At 42.7% G+C, this 22,128-nt stretch carries 18 protein-coding genes; 4 read left to right on the top strand and 14 right to left on the bottom strand.

Features of this window, described 5'->3' with window-relative positions; genetic code table 11:
• Positions 1–12 precede the first annotated feature (12 nt).
• Positions 13–1,002, top strand: a complete 990-nt coding sequence (gene dgcA, locus KP803_RS06740) for an N-acetyl-D-Glu racemase DgcA (protein WP_248008082.1) — start codon at positions 13–15, stop codon at positions 1,000–1,002.
• A gap of 93 nt (positions 1,003–1,095) precedes the next feature.
• Here dgcA and KP803_RS06735 read toward each other — a convergent pair whose 3' ends face one another.
• Positions 1,096–1,710 carry a DUF6198 family protein gene (locus tag KP803_RS06735; protein ID WP_248008081.1) on the bottom strand — a complete coding sequence of 205 codons (615 nt, stop codon included), beginning with the start codon at positions 1,708–1,710 and terminating at the stop codon, positions 1,096–1,098.
• Positions 1,711–1,877: 167 nt separating this feature from the next.
• Positions 1,878–2,573 (bottom strand): type 1 glutamine amidotransferase, encoded by a 696-nt coding sequence (locus KP803_RS06730; RefSeq protein ID WP_248008080.1) that lies wholly within the window; start codon positions 2,571–2,573, stop codon positions 1,878–1,880.
• A gap of 363 nt (positions 2,574–2,936) precedes the next feature.
• On the opposite strand from KP803_RS06730, the gene KP803_RS06725 reads away from it, so the two are divergent.
• Positions 2,937–3,506, top strand: a complete 570-nt coding sequence (locus KP803_RS06725) for a flavodoxin family protein (protein ID WP_248008079.1) — start codon at positions 2,937–2,939, stop codon at positions 3,504–3,506.
• 200 nt (positions 3,507–3,706) lie between these two features.
• On the opposite strand, the gene KP803_RS06720 is transcribed toward KP803_RS06725, so the two are convergent.
• Positions 3,707–4,588, bottom strand: a complete 882-nt coding sequence (locus KP803_RS06720; protein ID WP_248008078.1) for a LysR family transcriptional regulator — start codon at positions 4,586–4,588, stop codon at positions 3,707–3,709.
• 149 nt (positions 4,589–4,737) lie between these two features.
• On the opposite strand from KP803_RS06720, the gene KP803_RS06715 reads away from it, so the two are divergent.
• Both KP803_RS06715 and KP803_RS06710 read left to right on the top strand, forming a co-directional pair.
• A complete protein-coding gene (locus KP803_RS06715; RefSeq protein WP_248008077.1) occupies positions 4,738–5,946 on the top strand; it encodes an adenosylhomocysteinase in 1,209 nt (402 codons plus the stop codon).
• 185 nt (positions 5,947–6,131) lie between these two features.
• Positions 6,132–6,326, top strand: coding sequence for a hypothetical protein (locus KP803_RS06710; RefSeq protein WP_248008076.1), 195 nt, complete (start codon positions 6,132–6,134; stop codon positions 6,324–6,326).
• Between the two features lie 257 nt (positions 6,327–6,583).
• On the opposite strand, the gene KP803_RS06705 is transcribed toward KP803_RS06710, so the two are convergent.
• From KP803_RS06705 to KP803_RS06655, 11 genes are all read right to left on the bottom strand, one after another.
• Positions 6,584–7,189 carry a hypothetical protein gene (locus KP803_RS06705; RefSeq protein ID WP_248008075.1) on the bottom strand — a complete coding sequence of 202 codons (606 nt, stop codon included), beginning with the start codon at positions 7,187–7,189 and terminating at the stop codon, positions 6,584–6,586.
• A gap of 145 nt (positions 7,190–7,334) precedes the next feature.
• Positions 7,335–8,504: a phosphoglycerate dehydrogenase gene (locus KP803_RS06700; protein ID WP_248008074.1), complete on the bottom strand. Its 1,170-nt coding sequence runs from the start codon at positions 8,502–8,504 to the stop codon at positions 7,335–7,337.
• Between the two features lie 136 nt (positions 8,505–8,640).
• Complete coding sequence (locus KP803_RS06695) at positions 8,641–9,756, bottom strand: phosphoserine transaminase (RefSeq protein ID WP_248008073.1); 1,116 nt, start codon at positions 9,754–9,756, stop codon at positions 8,641–8,643.
• A 213-nt stretch (positions 9,757–9,969) separates the two neighbouring features.
• Positions 9,970–10,227, bottom strand: a complete 258-nt coding sequence (locus tag KP803_RS06690) for a hypothetical protein (RefSeq protein ID WP_248008072.1) — start codon at positions 10,225–10,227, stop codon at positions 9,970–9,972.
• Between the two features lie 7 nt (positions 10,228–10,234).
• Entirely contained in the window at positions 10,235–10,855 is a 621-nt protein-coding gene (locus KP803_RS06685; protein WP_248008071.1) for a LysE family translocator, read from the bottom strand.
• A gap of 156 nt (positions 10,856–11,011) precedes the next feature.
• Complete coding sequence (locus KP803_RS06680) at positions 11,012–13,450, bottom strand: hybrid sensor histidine kinase/response regulator (RefSeq protein ID WP_248008070.1); 2,439 nt, start codon at positions 13,448–13,450, stop codon at positions 11,012–11,014.
• Between the two features lie 38 nt (positions 13,451–13,488).
• Complete coding sequence (locus tag KP803_RS06675) at positions 13,489–14,715, bottom strand: ABC transporter substrate-binding protein (RefSeq protein ID WP_248008069.1); 1,227 nt, start codon at positions 14,713–14,715, stop codon at positions 13,489–13,491.
• Between the two features lie 73 nt (positions 14,716–14,788).
• A complete protein-coding gene (locus KP803_RS06670; protein WP_248008068.1) occupies positions 14,789–16,354 on the bottom strand; it encodes an HD domain-containing phosphohydrolase in 1,566 nt (521 codons plus the stop codon).
• Positions 16,351–17,973: a sensor histidine kinase gene (locus KP803_RS06665; protein ID WP_248008067.1), complete on the bottom strand. Its 1,623-nt coding sequence runs from the start codon at positions 17,971–17,973 to the stop codon at positions 16,351–16,353. The genes KP803_RS06670 and KP803_RS06665 overlap by 4 nt, the downstream gene beginning before the upstream one ends.
• A gap of 216 nt (positions 17,974–18,189) precedes the next feature.
• Positions 18,190–19,188 (bottom strand): LacI family DNA-binding transcriptional regulator, encoded by a 999-nt coding sequence (locus tag KP803_RS06660; RefSeq protein ID WP_248008066.1) that lies wholly within the window; start codon positions 19,186–19,188, stop codon positions 18,190–18,192.
• A 74-nt stretch (positions 19,189–19,262) separates the two neighbouring features.
• Positions 19,263–22,040 carry a glycoside hydrolase family 3 protein gene (locus KP803_RS06655; protein ID WP_248008065.1) on the bottom strand — a complete coding sequence of 926 codons (2,778 nt, stop codon included), beginning with the start codon at positions 22,038–22,040 and terminating at the stop codon, positions 19,263–19,265.
• Positions 22,041–22,128: the final 88 nt, after the last annotated feature.

Raw genomic sequence — 22,128 nt, 5'->3', positions numbered from 1 at the left:
TAGGGAAGAATAATGAAGATCACCGCTCAGCACGTTTCCATTAAACTCGCTCGGCCTTTCAGTATCTCTCGTGGCACGCGTACGCACCAAGATGTTGTACGCGTGACTATTGATTATGAGGAAAACACAGTCGTTGGGGAATGCACGCCCTACGCTCGCTATGGTGAGTCGGTGGATTCTGTGATGGAACAGATCCAACAATTCGCCAGTTCGTTACAAGTTATAGAACCCCATTCGAATGTCGACGTTATCAAGCAGCTTCTCCAAGATCGGATGCCAGCGGGTGCTGCGCGAAACGGAATCGATTCTGCGCTTTGGCGTCTGACTGCTCTACATGCTAATAGCCAATTTCCTAGCCCGCACTTTGATGTTTCACCACAAATAGAAACGGCAATGACGGTCTCGGTTAGTTCTCCATCTGCCATGGCCGAACAGGCAAAGGGTTATGTTCAACTCGGGGCAACGCTTCTAAAAGTGAAATTGGATGGCGAGCAGATCATTGAGCGTGTCGCCGCGGTACGCAGCGCAGCACCTAACGCAAAACTGATCTTAGACGCTAACGAAGCCTGGTTAGGCTTGCCACTTCAGCAACTCTTCCATCAATTAACGGAGTATCAAGTTGCTATGATTGAGCAGCCGGTCCCTAAAGGGGAAGACGAGTGTCTACGACATATCGAGCACCCTATCCCTCTGTGTGCTGACGAAAGTTGCCATGTAAGTGAAGACCTACCTTCGCTTCTTGGCTGTTATGAGATGATCAACATTAAGCTGGATAAAACCGGTGGGCTCACCGAAGCGCTAGAGCTAGAAAAGCAAGCGCGCCAACACGGCTTAACGATTATGGTGGGTTGCATGCTCGGTACTTCAATTGCAATGAAAGCGGCACTGCCTATTGCGACTCGAGCTGAGATTGTAGACCTTGATGGGCCTGTATTGCTTGGCGTGGAAGAGCCTGATGGCTTGAAGTATCAATCTGGGCAGATTTTAGTTCCTCAAAGCTGAATACAAAAAGCGCTCAAATTCATTAAGGAACTGAGCGTTTTTCTAGAAGGTTATATACCGGAATCAAACGTGCTGCCTAGCGCAACTTGCAAACTAAGCCGCTGATTTTTCGATGATAGCTTGGTAACGACCAGGTTTATGATTCATGGCTAATATAAGGTTGGTGGCAATTGCACCAAGAATAGAAAGCGCAATCAACTCAATATTCACGATGAACAGCGACATAATCACTATCGAGCAATCTAAGCCCATTTGAACTTTACCCGCACGAATGCCAAAACGTTCCTGTAGGAACAAGGCCAAAATATTGAATCCACCTAGGCTCATCTTATGCCTAAATATCACCAACATTCCCATACCAATGAGACCACCACCTAATAGAGCTGCGTACAAAGGTTCTATGTGAGATATTTGAATCACGTAATAGAGATGATCAACGGCAAACGAGACGATACTCACAGCGATAAAGGTATTAATAGAGAAGCGCCAGCCCATTCGGGTCACTGACAAGATATAAAAAGGTAAGTTGAGAATAAAAAAGACCTGACCGAATGAATAATCAGATATCTTGGTGACAAAAATGGACAGCCCTGCTGTACCACCGGTCAGTAACCCAACCTGATTAAAAAATATAACCCCAAGTGACACTAAAGCACTACCTAGAATCAAGGCCAGTAGGTTTTCTCGAAGAGTATGGTCTTTATCCATAATTGAATGTCCTTATCGCTAAATCTAACTATTTCGTCCTTTTATGCCAGTGTCGCCTGACATCAATAGCCGCATAAGATGGCGTTAAATGTTCAATATGTCGATAAAGAAGCCTTCATTCGATAGATAACAAGTGTTAAGAAAACTATACAGTATGGTTAATAACACTATGCTCGACTCGCGATTAAATCCCCTATCCAACGTCCGACGACTGGATTATCTGAAGCTCTTTCAGACAAACTATTATGGGCATTATCGGCAACAGACATCGGGATAGTGCTGCCTTCAAATAGGCTTAATAAAGCTTGTTCGAAATCGTTACTGAACTCGGGGTGGAACTGGCATGTGAAGATATTAGCCCCATAAAGAAGCCCAGCATTTTTGCAGAAGGTAGAAGAGATAAGAACTTTTGCACCCTTAGGAGCTTTGACAACTTGATCTTGGTGAAAGGCGGGTAAATATGAGGTTTGATGACTTTCATTTTGCCACTGGTATTTATGTAAGCCGACGCCCCAACCCCCATTAAATTGCTCAACCGTGCCACCGAGTGCCTTCGCTATGATTTGATGCCCAAAGCAGATACCAATTAAGCACTGTTTATTTTGATGAAGTTCTTTAATAATACCTTCTAACTTAAGCATCCACGGCAACTCTTCATTCGCACAATGAACAGAGCCCGTGATCACCCAGGCAACCATCTCATCCAATTGCTCAGGAAATTGATTGTCTCTAACATCGAAGTACTCAAACTCTGCGCGTGGTAGGTATGAATGAATCATATCCGACGTCATATGCGCAAAACTTGGGTATTGTTCTTTTAACGCCGGCGGCGTATCTCCCGCCGCCAAGATCCCTATCTTCATCCCTGTTCCTCATCCATATCTGTAAAGAAAAAGTCAATACATCGAGATTATTATTGATGCTTTTATCTAATAAAACGACCGAGAAATCTGTGACCTATATAGTAGGGAGCAAACATTCCCCAAAATCATTAACAATAAAGACACAGCCATGAAACTCAGGCTTTTAGTTCTCTTCTCCGTGAGGTTTTAATCTATTTATGAACAATACGGCAATAACGTTATTCTCAGCGCATTTCGTCGACTGACATTTACACTTCAATTTTCTTTTATAAGTTCTTTTCAAAATAGTTATTGACCTCAACTTAGCTTGAGGTTTTAGGCTATACACAGGTTCAAATCACAACCTTTTGAAAGGAAATTATTTTGTCTAAAATTGCTATCGTTTACTTCTCTCAAACTGACATTACAGGCCAACTTGCTAATGCTATTGCCTCAGGTATTGAGCAACAAAATAACGTAAAAATCTTGTCTCACCGAATTAAAGGAAGTGAAATCATTGAAGGCCGTTTCGTTAATTCAAACCTAATGGAAGAGCTAGCCGATTGTGACGCCATACTATTTGGTTCCCCAACCTACATGGGTGGCGTAGCCGCTCAATTTAAAGCCTTCGCCGATGCGAGCAGCGACTCATGGAGCCATCAAAAATGGGCGAATAAAATCGCCGCAGGATTTACTAGTGGCGGCGCATTGAACGGCGATCAATCTTGTACGCTTCAATACATGCAAACACTAGCCAGCCAACACGGCATGATTTGGCTTGGACTCGATAAGATCACTAACACGGGCATTCAAGGTTTGAATCGCCTTGGTACACAAACAGGCATCGTCTCTCAAGGTATTGATGGAAGCGTTCATCCATCAGATGTGGCAACGGCTGAGTATCTTGGTCGGCGTGTTGCAGAATTGGTGCTGAGACTCGATAAGCGACAGTAGTAAGTCATATGAGTTGTGAATGGAAAGAAAGTCCCGAGAGGTTGCTCTGGGACTTTCTTTTGTGATTTACAGTAGATGAGTCCCTTTATGCGTTACGCTTCAAGGTTCGAACAAATATGTTCAGGTGACTTTGATATACAAAAACTAATACTTGGTAAACGCAAGACCTGACCACATTGGCGTGCCCAAAATAACGATGGTTAACTGGTTAAGTGATCGATAAATGCTCTAACTTTATTTGATGTGACAATAGCACTTGGGTAAACAATATATAGGTCGGTAGACCAAGTGTAATCATTTAGTAAGCTTACTAGCTCGCCCGCATCAATGTAATCATTAACGAGGAAATCAAGCGCACAAGATACGCCTAAGCCATTTTTGGCCATTTCCACTAGCATTCTCTCTGAGTCTGAGCGAATTACAGAATTTAGCTCAACAAACTCATGTGAATTATCACTACTATTGAAGCGCCATTTATCTTTCGTTAAACAGCTTCGATAGTTCATACATCGATGGTCTTTTAAGTCAGTGGGGACCGTAGGAGTACCATTATTTTGAAGATAGTTGGTGGATGCAATCACCTTCGTTCCAAGGCTTTTTATCTTCCTGCAACGAAAGCTACTATCAGGAATAGCGCCTATGTGAAAAGCTAAATCAATATCATCAGAAACCAAATCACCTACCCCATAGCCATAAATAATATCAAGCTGAACGCTTTGGTAGCGCTTTGAGAAAGAGCTTATTTTTTGGATTAGGTCCATATCATGCTCGAGCACAATAGGAAGTCTTAACTTAAGCGAACCACTCAAGGTTTCGTTTCTTTGGTCTATAACATCGTGCGTATCTTTGATGTCGTCGAGAATCTTTGAATAGCGCTCAAAAAGGTAGCGACCATGTTCTGTTAGAGACAGCGTTCGTGTCGTTCGCTGTATGAGCGTACATTGCAACTCACTTTCTAGCTGGCGTATCTGCTTACTTACCACCGATTTAGACAATACTAGCTCATCAGCGGCCCGTGAGAACGAGTTGTGATTAACCACTGTGCAAAATGTAGTGACTAAATTCAAATTCAGGTTTTTCATGGTTCGTTAACTCGGTCTGTTGATTTTTTGAAACCCTTCTCGTCATCGTTTTTCTAGAGAAACAATCTTTCCATGTAGCTTTGTTTTTCCAGTGGCTAATTTAACAGATTATTGGCTAGTACCCTATAAACACTTAAGAGAACTATAAAATGACTGACATTATTCATGACATTGCCGATTTAAGCCTTGCACCACTGGGAACAAAACGAATCGATTGGGCTCGCGCTCATATGCCAATTATGAGAAGCCTCATTGAGCGTTTAGAGAAAGAGAAACCATTTACAGACCTAACTATCTCTATCTGCCTACACGTAGAAGCAAAGACTGGCGTATGGCTTGAGGCACTTACCAAGGGTGGCGCTAAGGTCGCTATTACAGGCTCACCAAGCTCAACACAAGATGAAGTTGCTGCAGCACTCGTTAAAGATTATGGGGTCCATGTTTTCGCTCGCCGTGATGAAACATTTGAAGACCATCTGCGTTTCTGTGAAAACGTTCTAGCTTTTAGCCCTCATATCATTGCTGATAACGGTGCTGACCTACACGAACTCATATTTAATCACCCTGAGTTTAAAGAACTGCAAAATAAGCTAATAGGCGCTACAGAAGAGACCACAACGGGCGCTAACCGTCTACGTGAAGATTTCAAATCCGATCAATGGCCTACGTTGATCATCAACGATACTATGTCTAAGCGTATTATAGAGAACCGTTTCGGCGTTGGCTCATCTGTTGTAGATGGTATTATGCGAGCAACTAACGTTATGCTCCACGGAAAGAAGGTTGTTGTGATTGGTTACGGTTACTGTGGCTCTGGTACCGCTCAACGTCTGCGTGGCATGGGCGCTCACGTAACAGTCGTTGAAAGCAATTCACTAACCAAGCTAGAAGCTCATATGGAAGGTTTCTACACATCAACACTTGAAGAGGCACTACCGGACGCTGATCTGGTCATCACAATTACTGGCCGTGACAATGTTCTACGTAAAGAGCACTTTGAACTTATGCGCGATAAAACAATTATTGCCAACGCAGGTCACTTCCAGCGTGAAATTAATCTACCTGAACTTAAAGCAATGAGCGAGCACACCGACAAGATCCGCCCTCATGTGACCACTTACAAGATTGAAGGAGCTAATAAAGAACTGTTTATACTTTCCGATGCGAACCTAGTTAACCTATCTGCCGGTGATGGCAACCCAATCGAGATTATGGATTTAGGTTTAGCGCTTCAGACTCTAAGCCTCGAGCAAATAGCTCTTGATGCTAAGTCGCTACAGAAAAAGCCGCAACCAGTTCCTTTCGATATTGAAATGAATGTGGCTGATCTTGCTTGTGAGTATTGGATTAATCACTAAGGTATGAAAGGGTTTCGATTAAAATTATGCTTGTAAGTTAAGCATCAACTTGCCTCTTCTGGCGATTTAGAACCACATATCATCTACCAAATATCTTTTCGAAAAATATGACGAGCTTTACTGTTTTGAGAAAGAACCATATGTTAGATTATTGTTGTAGTAACGAAATAACAAGGCATATAAGAATGAAAACTGAAGTATTACTTTTTCTAGAACGCAACCCTATACGTTCCTTTGAAACTGATGAAATTTATTTATCGAGAATTACAGAGATAGCAGTTCAAGAAAGTTTGGACATGAAAAGCTTCTTTCTTGTTTTAGGGGACAAATACCCTCAAAGTTGGAAACAAATCGCTAAACTAGAAAGTGAATTATCTTAAAAAGTTAGAGTTAATATAAATTCAAAAGGGCTGACTAGTAATATCAGTCCTTTTTTTGATACTGAGCCCGAGAGGATGGATGACACATGCAGCCCTAAGGGAATAACGAGAATATTACAAATTGACGGCCTTTGTTCACGTTAACTTTTGATATACAAGAGTTTATCTAAAAATGGGTTGGTGTGTTTATACCCTAACAAACTTCTGTCCACCTTCGATTCAGCTAGGTCAACTGACAAGCGAGAAAAACCTAATTTTCACTCTTTGGAACCCTTTTTATTTCTAAACACTCCACCTATCTCTAGCTCTTGAATAGCGGCGATTAGTTCATGCTTAGGTAAGGTAAATGTTTCTTCATAATAGGGGATTTGGTAAATACTCTTATCTTTTAACATTTCATTTACGTGGTCGAGAGTATATCGAAACCCTGACTTGTTGAAGGTGATATCTGACTCTGTGAATTGGCTCACTCTGTAAATCACATACGCGTTGTCATCGGTGGGCTCAGTGTTGGTCATCAAAAAAGTGTTCACGGCATATACATCTCCTACCTGAGGAGAATTTATCATTGGGATCCAAGTATCAAGTGGATCTTCCCCGCCGGGCATATAGTTAAACGCGAGCGTTAACGCACCGAACGTAGCGACTGTCCATTTCCAGTTGATCGTAATTAGGCTAATGAGGCCACCAATGAGAAGCATCAGTTTTACAAGCCAGTTCGGAACGATGTCGTAAAACCAAAACCCTGAAGAAAAAGAGGCGGTCATTAAAAGTGGGCCTGAGAATAAAACAACGAAACCTATTGCAAGTTCAAATGCGGTCGCTTCTTCCGTGGTCGCGTTTTCATTAGACTCTACTGGCATAGTACTTTCCTTGTTAATTTATTTACTCAGCGTTAATTGAACCTCACCATGTTATCAGACTTATCAATACAACAAAATAACTTACCACAACATCGATAAGCAACGACCTGCATAGCGTGGATTCCTCAGGGCAGCCTCACAAGTACTACAAGGCTCGAACGTTAAACACATGCTCTACGTCACTCAAAGCAGCCAGTAGTTCAGCTGTTGGCTCTTGTTCGACATCCAGTATCGTGTATGCCACTTCGTTACGGCTTTTATTGAGCATATCAAGCACGTTAATGTTTAAATCTGCTAATAGTGAGAGTACATGACCCAAAACCTTAGGGACGTTGTCATTGGCAAACGTGATACGGTAACCTTCTGTACGTTCAAGCTTGATGATGGGGAAGTTGACCGAGTTGGTGATATTACCATTCTCTAGAAAATCAATGAGCTGATGTGCCGCCATAATTGCACAATTTTCCTCGGCTTCGGATGTGGATGCGCCGATGTGAGGCATTAATATTACGTTATCGCGCCCAAGCAAAGATGGCGTTGGAAAATCAGATACGTATTTGCTTAAATGCCCCTTTTCAAGTGCTGTAATCGCAGCATCGGTATCAACAATCTCTTTACGAGCAAAGTTTAATAGCACCATACCAGGCTTGGCCGCGGCTAATACCTCACTGTTTATTAGGCCTAACGTCGCTTTAAGCGCTGGAACATGTACCGTCACAAAGTCACATTTGGCCACTAAAGATTGTAAGTTTTCTGCTCGTTGAATATCACTTGATAATCGCCATGCTGCTTCGACACTCAATGCTGAATCAAAGCCAATCACTTTCATTCCAAGGTCTATCGCAGTATTAGCAACCGATGCACCGATAGCGCCAAGGCCAATAACGCCTAGCGTCTTGCCTTTAATTTCGGTACCCGCGAATCGCTTCTTCTCTTTCTCAAGCAGCCTGTCCATTGCATCGGCGTCGCTCATATCGGTTAGGCTTTGTGAATAAGCGATACCTTCATTAATATCTCGAGATGCCAACAAGAGCCCTGTGAGCACCAACTCTTTTACCGCATTCGCATTCGCTCCTGGTGTATTGAACACCACAATGCCTTGTTCGGTACATTTATCAATTGGAATATTATTAACCCCTGCACCACAGCGAGCGATGGCTTTCAGACCTTCACTAATCGGTTCTTCATGGAGTTTTTGACTGCGAAGTAAAATCGCCTCGGGGTGGCTGCACTCGCTCGATACTTCATAGTGCTCCCTTGGAAAAATATCGAGCCCTTTGGCAGAGATAGCATTGTAGGTTTTGATCAGTTTCATATGTGTTTCACCTTAAGTTGAAATTCCATTTCTACTTATCAGTCACTTAACCTGTCTCACTACTAGCCTTTTTACGTTGCGCTAGAGACAACAAAGCAACTGACTTATTTGTTAAATAAAGCCAGATGCTTTTGTTTTATTTGGTGACTTCTGCGTACGCCCAGTCTAACCATGGCAATAGCGTTTCTAGGTTTATCGCATCAACCGTTGCGCCAGCCCAGATTCTCAGTCCCGCTGGTGCGTCTTTGTAGGCACCGATATCGTAGGCCACGCCTTCACTATCAAGCAATTTGATCAAGCTCCTTAACTGCTCTCCGGTCACGTCAAGCTTGAAACAAACACTGGTGTTTGAACGCTCAGCCTCATTTTTCGCTAGGAAGTGAATCCAATCGCGAGACTCAACAAAGTTTGCTAGAACTGACAGGTTACCCTGAGACTTTTCTATCGCCGCGCTCACGCCCCCTATCTGCTCAATCCAACCCAACGCATCAAGGTAATCGGCGACACACAACATCGAAGGCGTATTAATCGTTGCGCCTTTAAAGATACCTTCAATCAGCTTACCACCGCTAGTCATGCGGAAGATCTTTGGTAGAGGCCAAGGTGGAGTATAAGATTCTAGTCGCGCAACGGCACTTGGACTCAGTACAATAATGCCGTGCGCCCCTTCACCACCGAGCACTTTCTGCCAACTAAAAGTAACAACATCGAGCTTTTCCCATGGCATTTCCATAGCGAATACCGCCGATGTGGCATCACAAATGGTCAAACCTTCACGTTCGTCGCTGATCCAATCGCCATTCGGCACTTTCACACCCGACGTTGTGCCATTCCAGGTAAAAACAACATCATTGTTAAAGTTCGCTTGTGAAAAATCAGGTAACTCTCCGTACTCTGCTGAATACGAGTTAACATTGTCCAGCTTAAGCTGCTTAGTGATATCACCAAACCAGCCTGAGCCAAAAGATTCCCAATGAAAGACATCAACCGCGCGTGCACCGAGTGCCGACCACATGAACATTTCCATCGCCCCAGTGTCAGACGCAGGCACGATACCAACACGATAGTCGGCTGGAATGCCTAATAGCGCTTTGGTCTTATCAATCGATTGAGCCAAAGCCGCTTTACCAATACTACTGCGGTGTGAACGGCCGAGTGTTGATAGATCGAGATTTGCAATATCGTAACCAGGTCGTTTTGCACATGGTCCCGATGAAAAATTGGGGTTCTGAGGTTTGATTTGAGGTTTCATAAGCTCCCTGCCTATAAGACGAATGATGAATATCTATGCAGAATAATCTCAGCAAAGTTGGTCTTATGGCAATAGCTAACAAAAATAAGTTTTATAAAGTAGGGCTAATGCGCAATCCAAAGATGACGGCGCTCTTTTATATACAGTATTAAATCGAAATCATGATCAAGTTTGCATTTTTACGCATAAAGCATCCCCTTGAAAATCCGCGCCCTATTTCACTCTCATTAACCGATGCTTTACCGTTTCAAGCTCAAATTCGATGACTTGAGAACGCTGCATATGATCAACTTTCTCTAACATGATCACGCTGTAGCCTTTACGTTTCATCCATTGAAGCGGTTCTTTAAAGCTGTCTTCGTTAACCACAAAAGATTCGCCTTTATTGTCACCTGTAAAAACATTAACGACCCAAAGCCTCGATTGGAAATCAAGCGCTTCAGCAAGTGCGGTTTTAATTTTGCTCAGCATTATTACCTCAACTCGCCAATAACCAAATCGCAACTCCCATCATTAAAGTGCCAGCGATTCGGTTCATCAAACGAACATTTTTAGAATGACCTAACATACGCTTTAATCCCTTACCGCCTGTTGCATACAGCGTCATACAGATAAACTCAAACAGAAGAATTATGGAAACCAATACAATTAACTGGGGTGCTAGAGAAACACTTTGATCGATAAAAGGTGGGAGAAGAGAGATCATAAACGCCCATCCTTTGGGGTTCGCAATGGCTGTCACAAAGCCTTGCACGACGAGATCCCAATCACTTTGGGCTGTTTGCTCTTGTTCGTCTAAATTGATGGCCAATTTGCCTTTCGAACGCCACATCTGGACGCCTAAATAGAACAGGTAGCTTCCACCAATGATTTTTAAAGCGACGAATAGCCATGGATAGTTAAGCATGACCGCCGCAATACCTAGCACAGCAGCAACTGCAACTAAGCCGACACCAATCAGCTCTCCCGCCATCATCCACAACGTACGTCGATAGCCTATACTCATCCCTAACGTTAACGCTAAAGTCATACACATGCCGGGCGTAATAGAAACAAAGAAAAATGTGGGAATGAACATTCCAAGTAGGGCGGTATTCATCGTGTGGTGACTTATTGATAATTGAGTAATCAGACGAGCTTATCACTAAAAATGAAATAGTCGACCTTTCCTAGAAAACAAACAGAATTGTGCTTGAGGTTAACCTCAATTAAGCAAGCTTTGTAATAAACACTCAATCTATCCAAGTTAATGTTTCTACAGGCTACTCACCTTAGGAGCGTATTTATTACCTACGCGTTGGTGCAAAATCTCATCGAGATGGTAATTGTTAATGGGCTTAGTTAACACCTCGACGCACCCACTGTTTAACATGGCAATACGTGTCTCTTCAAACACATCTGCAGTACAGCCAATAATCACTCTGTTATTGTTATCATTTCGACGAGTAATCGCTTTCGCGGATTCAATTCCGTCCATCACAGGCATATGATTATCCATAAATATACAATCAAACGCCTTGTTTTCAGTAATATCGATAGCCAATTGACCATTCTCAACGGCTTCACATTCAAAGCCTCTTAACTCCAGTAAGGTTTTAAGTAAAATGGTGTTTACTCGGTTATCTTCAACGATGAGCGCTACCAAGCCAGTTCCATCAAACGACTCGATCTCTTTCATGTAAGAATGACGTTTTTGGTATTCATACTTGATGGGGATATCTACAAAGAATTGGCTACCCAAACCAAGTTCACTTTCAACTCGGATCTCTCCCCCCATTGCTAACACAATCTCCTGACAAATAGCCAAGCCGAGGCCCGTCCCTCCATAGCTTCGAGTATTATCGCTTTCCGCCTGAATGAAAGGATCGAAAATATCACCAAGCTTCGATTTTTCAATGCCGATCCCCGTATCTCGAACCGAAACAGAAAGTGTTGCGTTATCACTTTCTCCCAAAATCTGTAGAGCAAAAGTAACTTCCCCATTTAGGGTGAATTTATAGGCATTACCCAGTAGGTTTTGCAGTACCTGTACAATGCGTTTTTCATCACTGTACAGCATGATTTCTCCCTGTTGTTTTGGCGTTTCATACGTAAAACCAAGCCCTTTTTCTTTGCACAACGGCTCATACATACTGACCACTTTATCGACCACAACAGAAAGGAAGAAGCTTCTTTCAACAATCTCAAGCTTACCCGCTTCAACTTTTGAAAAATCCAAAATATCATTAAGAACCGAGACCATATGCTCGCCTGAAAGTAATAACGTATTCACGTATCCCTGCTGTTCTTTGGTAAGGTCCGTTGTTTTCAAAATGCCACCCATGCCCAGCACACCGTTCATTGGTGTGCGCAATTCATGGCTCATTGACGCTAAAAATTGAGATTTTGCGACGTTGGCGGACTCTGCCTCTATCGCTTTTTGTCTGAGAGATGCTTCTAGTTCCACACGATGTGTGACATCTCTTTCTACCGCCATAAAGCCTTCAAGATACCCGGTAGCATCGAAAAGGGGTGTTAATGCGATCTCCACCCAATAGGGTATTCCTTGCTTGCTATAATTTACTATTTCAAAAAATGCGGATTGCCTCTCAGTGATGGCTTTTTTTATCGTTGTTTTCGTTTCTTTGTCCGTCAATTTACCTTGCAATAAAGCGCCAGGATTCTTACCGACAACCTCTTCATATTTGTAACCAGTCAGTTTCTCAAACGCATTATTTACCCATGTGATCTTTATATTTTTGTCCGTAAAAACAACTGCGTCTCGCATATACTTCGCAACTTTAACAAGCAATGCTGATTTCTCTTGTTGCTGTTTCAATTTTTCAGCGTTGGCAATGAGCCTTTGTTCTGATTGATAAAGTTGCTGATATGGTGAAACAAGAACTTTACGTCCGAGAATAAAAAGAGAGATAAATGAAATGATGGTTGCTAACGAAACTCCAACGAACAGACTTTCAAAGAGTGATTGTTGAGCCTCGATAAACAGCAAAGGAGAGAGGGCAAAAGAGACGGCTAAAGAGGTGCCTTCTAATCTTTCAGTTTGAGTTTCCCAACCTGTGGGGGCAGACATCTCCCAGTTTAGTTGGCTTTGGATTATTCCAACCCAATAGTTGCCATCAGAACTGAGTCCTAGCTGCAGCCGGTCATCATCCACACGAGAAACATAGACACCTAACCCTTCAGGTAAATCGTTATAAAGAATCGGTGATGTAAGCAAGACATACGTCATGCCGTCTGACTTGAAAAATGAATACGTAACCTTATCAAGTAACGTTTCATCGGCCACCCCTAACTTCAAATAAAAACTTACCTCAGGTGAAAAATTAAACTCACTGTAAATGCTCTCTCCGACAAAGTCATAAACATTAAAATAACTTTCGATGTCAATGGCTTCTAACTGACGCAGCTTATCTTTAAATGCCCCCTCATCAGCCACCCCTTGAAGTGTTGAGGCGGTTACCGATGGGTGAACAACCATTCTGCTCAAAGTCTGTTCATGAGAATTTAAAAATTCTTTGGTGTAGTTAGAAATGGTTGTAAATCGCCCTGCATTGCTCTCTTTAACCATCAGCTTCGCAGAGTCTTCAGCTTGCTTCTGAATAAAAATAAAACTAACAACGGCAAAAAGGCACGTGCCCAATAAAATGAACAGGGAAAATAAGTGCATGCCATTTTTTTTATCAAATTTCAGCATAAGAAACTCTAAGCCACATCTAACGTTAGTATTTATGATCAGTTAAGGAGTCTAACTGCATTATTTTTATCGTACATCGCCATGCATAAATCATCAATCGTTAGTGCTTCATGCGCGTCAGGGGTACTCTCTGAATAGGGAGAAAATGGACGTTTATACTGCTTAATTAACCCTTGAACGGGTGCATCAAAAGATTCCAACGACTCTTTTATATTCTTACGGTTAACCTTCATATCATTGGTTAAAGTGACCGTACTTACAGCCTCAATAAACACTTGAGCTAAATCATAACCATGAATAAAACCAGCAGGTGCAGCTATGTTAGTATCTGAAAAATCAGCAGGAAATTGCTCTTGCGCATTTTTAAAAACGCCCATTTGAAATTCACTGTTTTCACCACTATAAAAGTTGAAGCATGATTGAATAAATTGAAGATCGGCTTTCTCTCGAACCTCAAAAGGCAACTCATTTGCAAAGCTTCCTCCCGTAATACCCCAATGGCTATAAATGGGCATCTTCACCTCTAAATCGCCCACCGCCTGAGTGAGCAAACGACCTTCTCTTGCATTTGACACCATAAGTAAACAGTCAGCGTTTGAATCTATGGCTTCCCTGATTTTATTTCTTGCATCGACGTCCGTGATCCCCCAGTCAAACCAGGTGACTTGAACTTTATTCGAGAGTGTCGCGGGCAACGCTGACTGCATCGCTTTATAGTTTGATTGCCCCCACGCCGTGTTTTCTAGCATCAGCTGAGGCTGCTGGCATCCATTATCTAAAGCATGGTTAACCAACTTCCCCCCAACCTTAGAGTCATCGACAGATAAGCGAAATACGTAATTATTTTCCGTTGAAGGATAACGAGTAATAGGCGATCCCGCAGCCCAAGGTACTAAAGTGAGCAAGTGAGATTCATTAATAAACTCTCGAAATTTAATAAGTGGGGGGGAATGCAAACCTGCGACATACACAAGTGCGTTTTCATCTTGCAGAAATTTCTCCATATTTTTCTTACTACGGAGTGCATTTCCTCTGTGGTCCAAAGTAACAAACTCCACGGGTATACCATTTAACTGGTTATCCACTTCTGAAAAAGCGACTTTTACCCCCTGCTCTATCGATTTGGCTGACTCAATATGCCCGGTTCTGTCCGAATCAAAATAGACTTTAACAATTTCAGGCGGCGATGCATGAACACTGAGAGTAAATACCATACTCGTTAAGAGTATGGCCATAAAATAGTCGATTCGTTTTCTATTTATCATTATTGTTATCCATTTCTATTATGCTTTTAGCGTCCTGACATACATTTATAATTTCAATAATTAGTGTCCAGCCTCATTCGGGATCTTTAAGTTCTTCTCTGATTTTGAGGAATTGATCTTTATTTGCTAAGAATAGTTCGACCAATTTCGGATCAAAGAATTTTCCCGACTCCGATTGAATGTATTTGAATACGTCTTCTATTGACCATGGGTCTTTATAAACACGCTTAGAACAGAGAGCGTCAAAAATATCAGCTAATGAACAAATTCGACCGTAGATAGGAATATTTTCTCCTGACGTCCCTTTCGGGTAGCCCGTTCCATCCCAACGTTCATGGTGAGTACCTGCGATTATGGCTCCGGCGTCCAATAACTCCAAATCAGAACCTTCTAACATATTCTGACCCGCTTCGGCATGTGTCTGCATAATCGCCCACTCATCCGCGTCTAATTTCCCAGGCTTGTTCAGCACTCGATCTGGGGTACCCACTTTACCGATATCATGGAGAGGAGAAGCAAATAGAATAATTTCACACTCTTCTTCATCCAAGCCATACAGGCGACCTAAAAGTTCGCAATATCGCGCAACACGCTTAACGTGATAACCCGTTTCATTAGAGCGGTTTTCTACCACTTCCGTCAGTCTATAAATGACCTCACGTTGAGAGCGTTTCATCTGCTCATTCAAGTCTATATTCTTAAGTCCAACCACAAGATTTTCGGTAAACACTTCGAGTAAGTGCCTATCGACCTGTCCTAGGCTTTGCTCTGTAACGATATAGAAAACCACCGAATGGTGAGCGCTGGTGCAATAAATCAATATTTCCTGTTCATCAAATACCGAGGCTTCGCTTTCCAACGCTCGATTAAGCAGCTGTTGAAAGGGCAATTCGTCAAAATAGGTATTCTGTTGTTTTACCTCTTGAAACACCCCAGTGCCACATATCATCTGAGCCGTATGCTTATATGGATCAACTTCAATAATTGCAGTGTCAGTAGTGAGATGATCGCTAATGTCTAATAGCATCGTATCGCTGACATTAATCAAGGTTATAATTTGTTCTAGAGCGGCTTTAGAAAAGGCCACAAAACCTAGCTTGTCCATGACATTTTTTGTTGCTTTGACGACTTGTTCCATACCTAACTTACTGCGTTCCAGAATCATAATATGTTGGTAAGCTCTTAAAGCCGTTAAGGTGGAGGTATACAGTTTTTGCGCGGTAAGCTCCGTTTTCGCTTTATAATCATTAATATCATAATCTTTGATAACCGCTTGTTCTGGCGATTGACCAGGTTGCCCCGTTCTCAAAACAATCCTCACATTGAGATCGCCATGCTCGTCTCTAATCCATTTCGCCAACTCTAAACCGGCATGTTCTGTCTCCATCACGACATCCAGTAGCACCATCGCGATATCTTGATGATCTAAAAAGGCTTGTTGCCCTTCTTTTGCCGATTTGGCGCAAATAAAGTTGAGCGGTCTATTCTCAAACTCAAATTTGTTAAGCGCCATCTTTGTTACTCGATGAATCTCTTCTTCATCATCGACAATGAGTACATTCCAAGGTTTTAACGGAACGCTTGTTTCAACCTTTTCTTCATCGGCAAAAAAGTCATCACTAAATAGATCGTCACTCATTCATTCACCTCAGTCGGTAAAAATATGTCAAATTGTAGCCCCGTCGGCTTAACGTGACTCGATTCAATTTGACCATCTAACTTCTTAACTATGTTATAAACAATGTTTAGCCCTAACCCAGTGCCCCCATGGCCTCTTTTCGTGGTAAAGAATGGCTCGAATAGTTGCTGTAATGTCTCGTCATCAACACCGTTACCCGTATCTAGATAACAAAGGTGTAAACCGCCATTTTCAATGCTTGCCTTAACCTCGATCGTTCCCTTAATCTCTGAGTCGAAGGCATGAATAAGGGAATTATTCACTAAATTGGTTATGATCTGATTCAACTTGCCGGAACAGGCACGAAAAACGATGGTTTTTTCAATATGATTAATAAAAGTTATGGGGCGATTCTTGAATTGGTGATGAAAGCTGTTTTGAATATTGTTGACCAACTCAAACAGATTAACTTCAAAGATTGAATCAACGGTCTGTTCAACCGCCAACTGTTTAAAGCTTTTAATCAGGTCGCTTGCTCTTAATAAGTTATCTTGAATTAATTGACCACTGTCTAATGTATATTCAAAATACCCTTCAAGATCGGATTTTTTCATGGTCTTATTCTGGTACTGTTTACTGATCTCTTTTGCTTCCTCTACCAAGTGGGAAGCGGCAGTAACACCAATACCAACAGGCGTATTTACCTCGTGAGCGACCCCTGCAACTAGCCCTCCCAAAGAAGCAAGTTTTTCTGACTCAACCAGCTCATCTTGTGCTTTTTCCAGTTGCTCGACTTTTTCTTGTAGTTGGGAAGAGCGTTCAGCAACAAGCGTTTCTAGATTGTCGTTGATATCTTTCAGTTTTTTAAGGTTGTTAAACCGAACTATGGTGTGCCCCAGAGCCTGTCCATATTGCCCTAAGATCTCTTTAAGCCATGGTTGCATTGGGCGCTTTTTGATTAAGTTGTCACAGGCAATCCAGCCAATAGGCGTATCTCCATCCCAGATGGCTGCCATCGCATTCCAGCCCTTGCCGACCACTTTGTTGTAATAGAGAAGATCCACGTTGTCCCATACCTCTACATGCTCTTTTGACGCCAGTGTTAATTCCACCCAAGGAGCATCCGGTATTGGGCCTCTAAATGCATTTTCATCCTTAACATTGCCATCTTCATCGGTGCCCCAAGTTCCTATCATTTCATTCGTTTCAGTGTCTAAAAGAAGGATTGCTAACCGATCGATAAATAAGTGTTGCTGCGCTTCAATAATCGCTTGTTGGTATAGGTCATCGAGTGTTGGCGCTTGGCTAAGGCGTAGCATCACTTCGTGAAGTTTACTCATTGTATTTGCAAAGAGTTCCCAGCTTTGATCTTCAGAGCTACTGATGCGTTGTAGGTGATAGCAGTAAACGTTTTCGATGCAATAAGAACGCTCTAAATAGAGTGAGAAGTCACCAAAATCAGGGTTAGCCAATTGAGCTGGAGAAAGGTTTGTCAAAAATGAGGATATGCTCAACGAGCCACGAGAAAGTTCCGCGGTTAGCCCTTTGCTTTTACAGATATAGCTCAACTCTGGCTGATATAACAACATCAGCGTCGAACACTCAGAGCAATACTTTTCCGCCCAACTAGAAACACTCATACGCTACCAAACAGATCGTTTACTATTTAACTTAGTTCATGGTTGTGGTTATTTCTAATTCTCAATATCTCGCGTCGAAAAAACGGACGGGTAGCATAAAACCATGAACAAGAGCCGTTTTATCAAACAGTCCTTCTGAGCCTTTAAGTCGTCTAATCCTCACATTCGAGTGTTGTCATCAAGAACTCAATTTTTAGCGTTCTAATCAAGTGAAATTTACATTTCGCGACAACTGTCTCTTTCAATCAAAGTAACAGGAGGGACGGTATATTCAGGTGTATTCGAGCTAATAAGATCCAACATGTACTTAATGGATATTTGTCCTAGGCACTGTAGGGGCTGCTTTATCGTTGTTAAACGAGGGATAAAAAACTGAGAGGTCGAAAGATCATCAAAGCCAATCACAGAGACGTCCTCTGGAACTTTAATACCTTTCTGATGAAGCGCTTGAATCACACCATAAGCACTGGTGTCATTGGCACAGAATACGGCACTAAATGACGCACCTTGTTCAATCAACTCACTCATGGAATCAAACGCTTTTTGCGATTCATAGGCTCCGTCAATCACCAAATTAGAATTGAATTCAATCCCCGCGTTTTCTAGGCTCTGTTTATAGCCGACAAATCGTTCAGCCCCATCTAAGCTACCCATTGTTCCGGTAACAAAAACAATATCAGTATGCCCAAGTTGGATTAAATGGTTCGTCGCAATATAACCGCCCATCTGATTATCGATGAGCAGTGATGGGTAGATACCGTTACCATCTCGAGCGATGAACAGAACGGGCGTATCGCCAACAAGCTTTTCTATCTGTTTAATTTCAATCGTCGGAACCAGTAGAATTATCCCGTCGACTTTCTGTTCTATCAATTGCTTGATTAGTTTCTTTTCTCGGTTTGGATCCCAGTTAGATGCCTCTAGCTCCAATCTATAAGAGGTATGAGCCGCTTCTGAAGAGACGCCCCCCAATATTTGTGAAATAAATGGGCTATCAAATGCTGGAGAGATAATCCCGATCGTCATGTTTCGTTTCGTTTGAGCACTGCTTTGTGTTGTTTTGGGGGTGAAGTTCACCTCTACCATTGCCTTTTCAATCGCATCGACTTTCTCTTTCACAATAAAAGAGGTGCGATTTAAATAACGAGACACTGTGCTAACAGACACATTTGCTCGCGTTGCGACATCATAAACCGTGGCCTTCTTTTTTCGCACAATCACACTCCTTGAAAAAGAAAGTGGGACGTTATTCGCCCCACTTATTCACAAAAACACTAGTTAACCAGTACTTATTGCACTGCAGTAAAGGTTAACTGCTCAAGCTCAAGTCCAGGCTTTACAGATTCAACAGAAAGCTCATAAAGCCCTTTACTCAGTTTTACCTCTTGCCCTTTCACACTCACCAGTTTCCCATCGGTTCCATTCACCGGTAAGGTCATCGCAACCACACCATTAATGCTTAGGTTGCAAGAAGATTGCGCCATCGAATTCAGTTCATAGCGCATCAACGCATCACATTGGTAAAGCCCATCTTTAGAAACGTCAATCACCGCCGTTTTTATCGCTTCCGCTTTAAACGTTACGCCCTGCTCTACCGGTGTTGATACTCTTTCACCAGCCTCTTGCAGTGGCTCAAAGTGCTTCACATTATGATAAAACTCAAGAGGACGATCCATCGCGGGTGCGTTCATGATAAAGCGACAAATATTCATTGCAGAACGCTGTAATTCACCAAGCGTAAGGCGACCGCTATTTAACGCATCGATTGTGTCATCGGAAGAAGCATTACACTCTGCACCGTCATTTTCTACGACCATGTAAAGATCATTTTGAGATCGAATCATAAATGAGGTAAAGCTCACATCTTCTTTGCCCGCGGTGATAGGATCATTCATCTTCGCCCACCAGTCACTCATGACAATTCCACGGTAACCCCACTCATCACGCAGGATAGTAGTGTTCAAGTCATAGTTGGACGCCGTCCAATGACCGTTAACTGGGTTATACGCCGTCATGATGGTCGACGCATTGCCCTCTTTAACCGCCATTTCAAACGGTCTCAAGTGAATCTCACGTAACGCTCGCTCTGATACAACCGAATCTACATCTTTACGATCGGTTTCTTGGTCATTAGCAACAAAGTGCTTAATCGTACCACTCACCCCTGCCTTGCTTAGCCCCAATGTTTGCGCTGAAGCAATGACTCCTGTGATTAATGAATCTTCAGAGAAGTATTCAAAGTTACGACCATTAAGAGGGTGTCGGTGAATGTTCATTCCAGGGCCAAGCAGTGTGTCGATTTTGTGCTCAACTAACTCTTGACCGACAAGGTAAAACAGCTGCTCATTGAGTTCACGGTTCCACGTACTCGCTAATAGTGTCCCAATAGGTACTTGTGTAGCGGTATGGCCACTGTCCATACGAATGCCAGAAGGGCCATCTGCTGCTGCCGCGACTGGGATACCCAACTCAAATAAATCCAGTGAAACTCCGCCAAAGGCCGCCGCGACTCCGGGTGTCACTTTTGGGCTACACATCCCTTCGCCACGGGTCATCGTTGCCAACTGTTCAGGCGTCATCTGCGCAACAAACTCTTCTAGCCCTGCTCGACCTTGTTTCACATCGATAAGTTTAATGCCTTTGTCACCTGACAGTTCAATCGATGCAGGAAGCGCCGATTCAATTCGATCTTGCATTGAAACCGTACGTAAAGGAACAGGTTCGTACGTCAGCTCGTAGCTACCATCCTGTTTTTTAGCGCCCGGTTTCATTCTATCAAACGCTTTAACAGGTGCTAACGCCTCTTTAAGTCGCTCAGTGACCATTAACTCTTTTACATCAAAAGTGGCACTCATGCATTTAGAAGAGCGAACACTTCCGCCAAAATAGAACTGATAACAACCGGCTTCAAGTACGTAGCAGTTACGCTCTCCAGTCACACCGCTATCATCGTAAGAGGCAAACGAGCGAACAGGAACAGAAACACGAACCGTTTCACTTTCACCGCATGCTAATAATTCGGTCTTAGTAAACCCAATAAGAACACGAGACGGCTTACCTAGTTCGCCTTGCGGCGCTTCAAGGTAAATCTGCACGACCTCTTTGCCAGAAAATTGTTCTCCAACGTTTTTCACTTCAACGTCAAAGTGAAGAATAGCCTCGGCACCTTCGCCTTCAATGAGGTATGAGCTTAACGTTTGATTGAATGTCGTATACGAACGTCCAGCACCAAACTCGTATAACACGGTTTCAGGTTTGAAGGTTTCAAAATAGCGGTACCCAAGGTAGATATCTTCTGCGTATAAGTTGTAATCTGAACGACCAAAATTCGCAGCTGATGGGTAATCTTCTAAACGATGAGCAATTGTGTCTGTTAACTTACCACTCGGAGAGACATCGCCAGACAAAACATCCGCTAAGGCGTGGCCACCTTCCATGCCTGCCGCCCAATTATAAAGAACACCTTTAATAGATTGAGCATTTTCAATCGTCGATAACCACGACATATCGATGATATTGCTGACATTAAGAACCATAATCACATCATCAAATTGAGCAGTGACTTTCTTCAACATATCAAGCTCGTCTTCCGTCAAGTAGTAGCTGCCGGCTTCTTCACGGTTATCTTGCTCTTCTCCTGCGGTACGACCAATAAAGACAACGGCTTTATTTGATACGGTTTTCGCCTGCTCTGCCAACGTCTGCGTTATTGGCATCTCTTTTTGAAACCAAGGTTCCGCCGCCCAGCCGCCGCCGCCATTATCAAAAGGGTTATCGCCTACCCACTGCTCATAGACCGACACAAGCTCTTCATTTAAAGTAATGCTAGGATTAGCTCTTAGCCCTTCAAGTGCATTCACCGCATACAGCACATTAACCGCCCCACCAGATCCTGTACCACTTCGGTAAGTATCAATTTGGCAGCGCCCAAACAACGAGATGCATTCCCCGTCTTTAAATGGCAATACATTCCCTTGGTTTTCAAGTAATACAATACCTTCACTTGCAGCCTGACGGCTCACGCTTGATAGAATAGAAGGTTTCAACTGGTTTTTTTCTTGGTACATAATTCACTGTCCATTTGTGTCTGAGCTCTCTACTCTCATGGAACACTAAGGTGAGAGCTCATAATTATTATTGAATTGTTATTTTGTT

It is taken from the genome of Vibrio amylolyticus (assembly GCF_023145695.1).
GTDB lineage: Bacteria > Pseudomonadota > Gammaproteobacteria > Enterobacterales > Vibrionaceae > Vibrio > Vibrio amylolyticus.
Note: the sequence above shows the minus strand (reverse complement) of the source record. Positions and strands in the feature narration are given on the sequence as shown.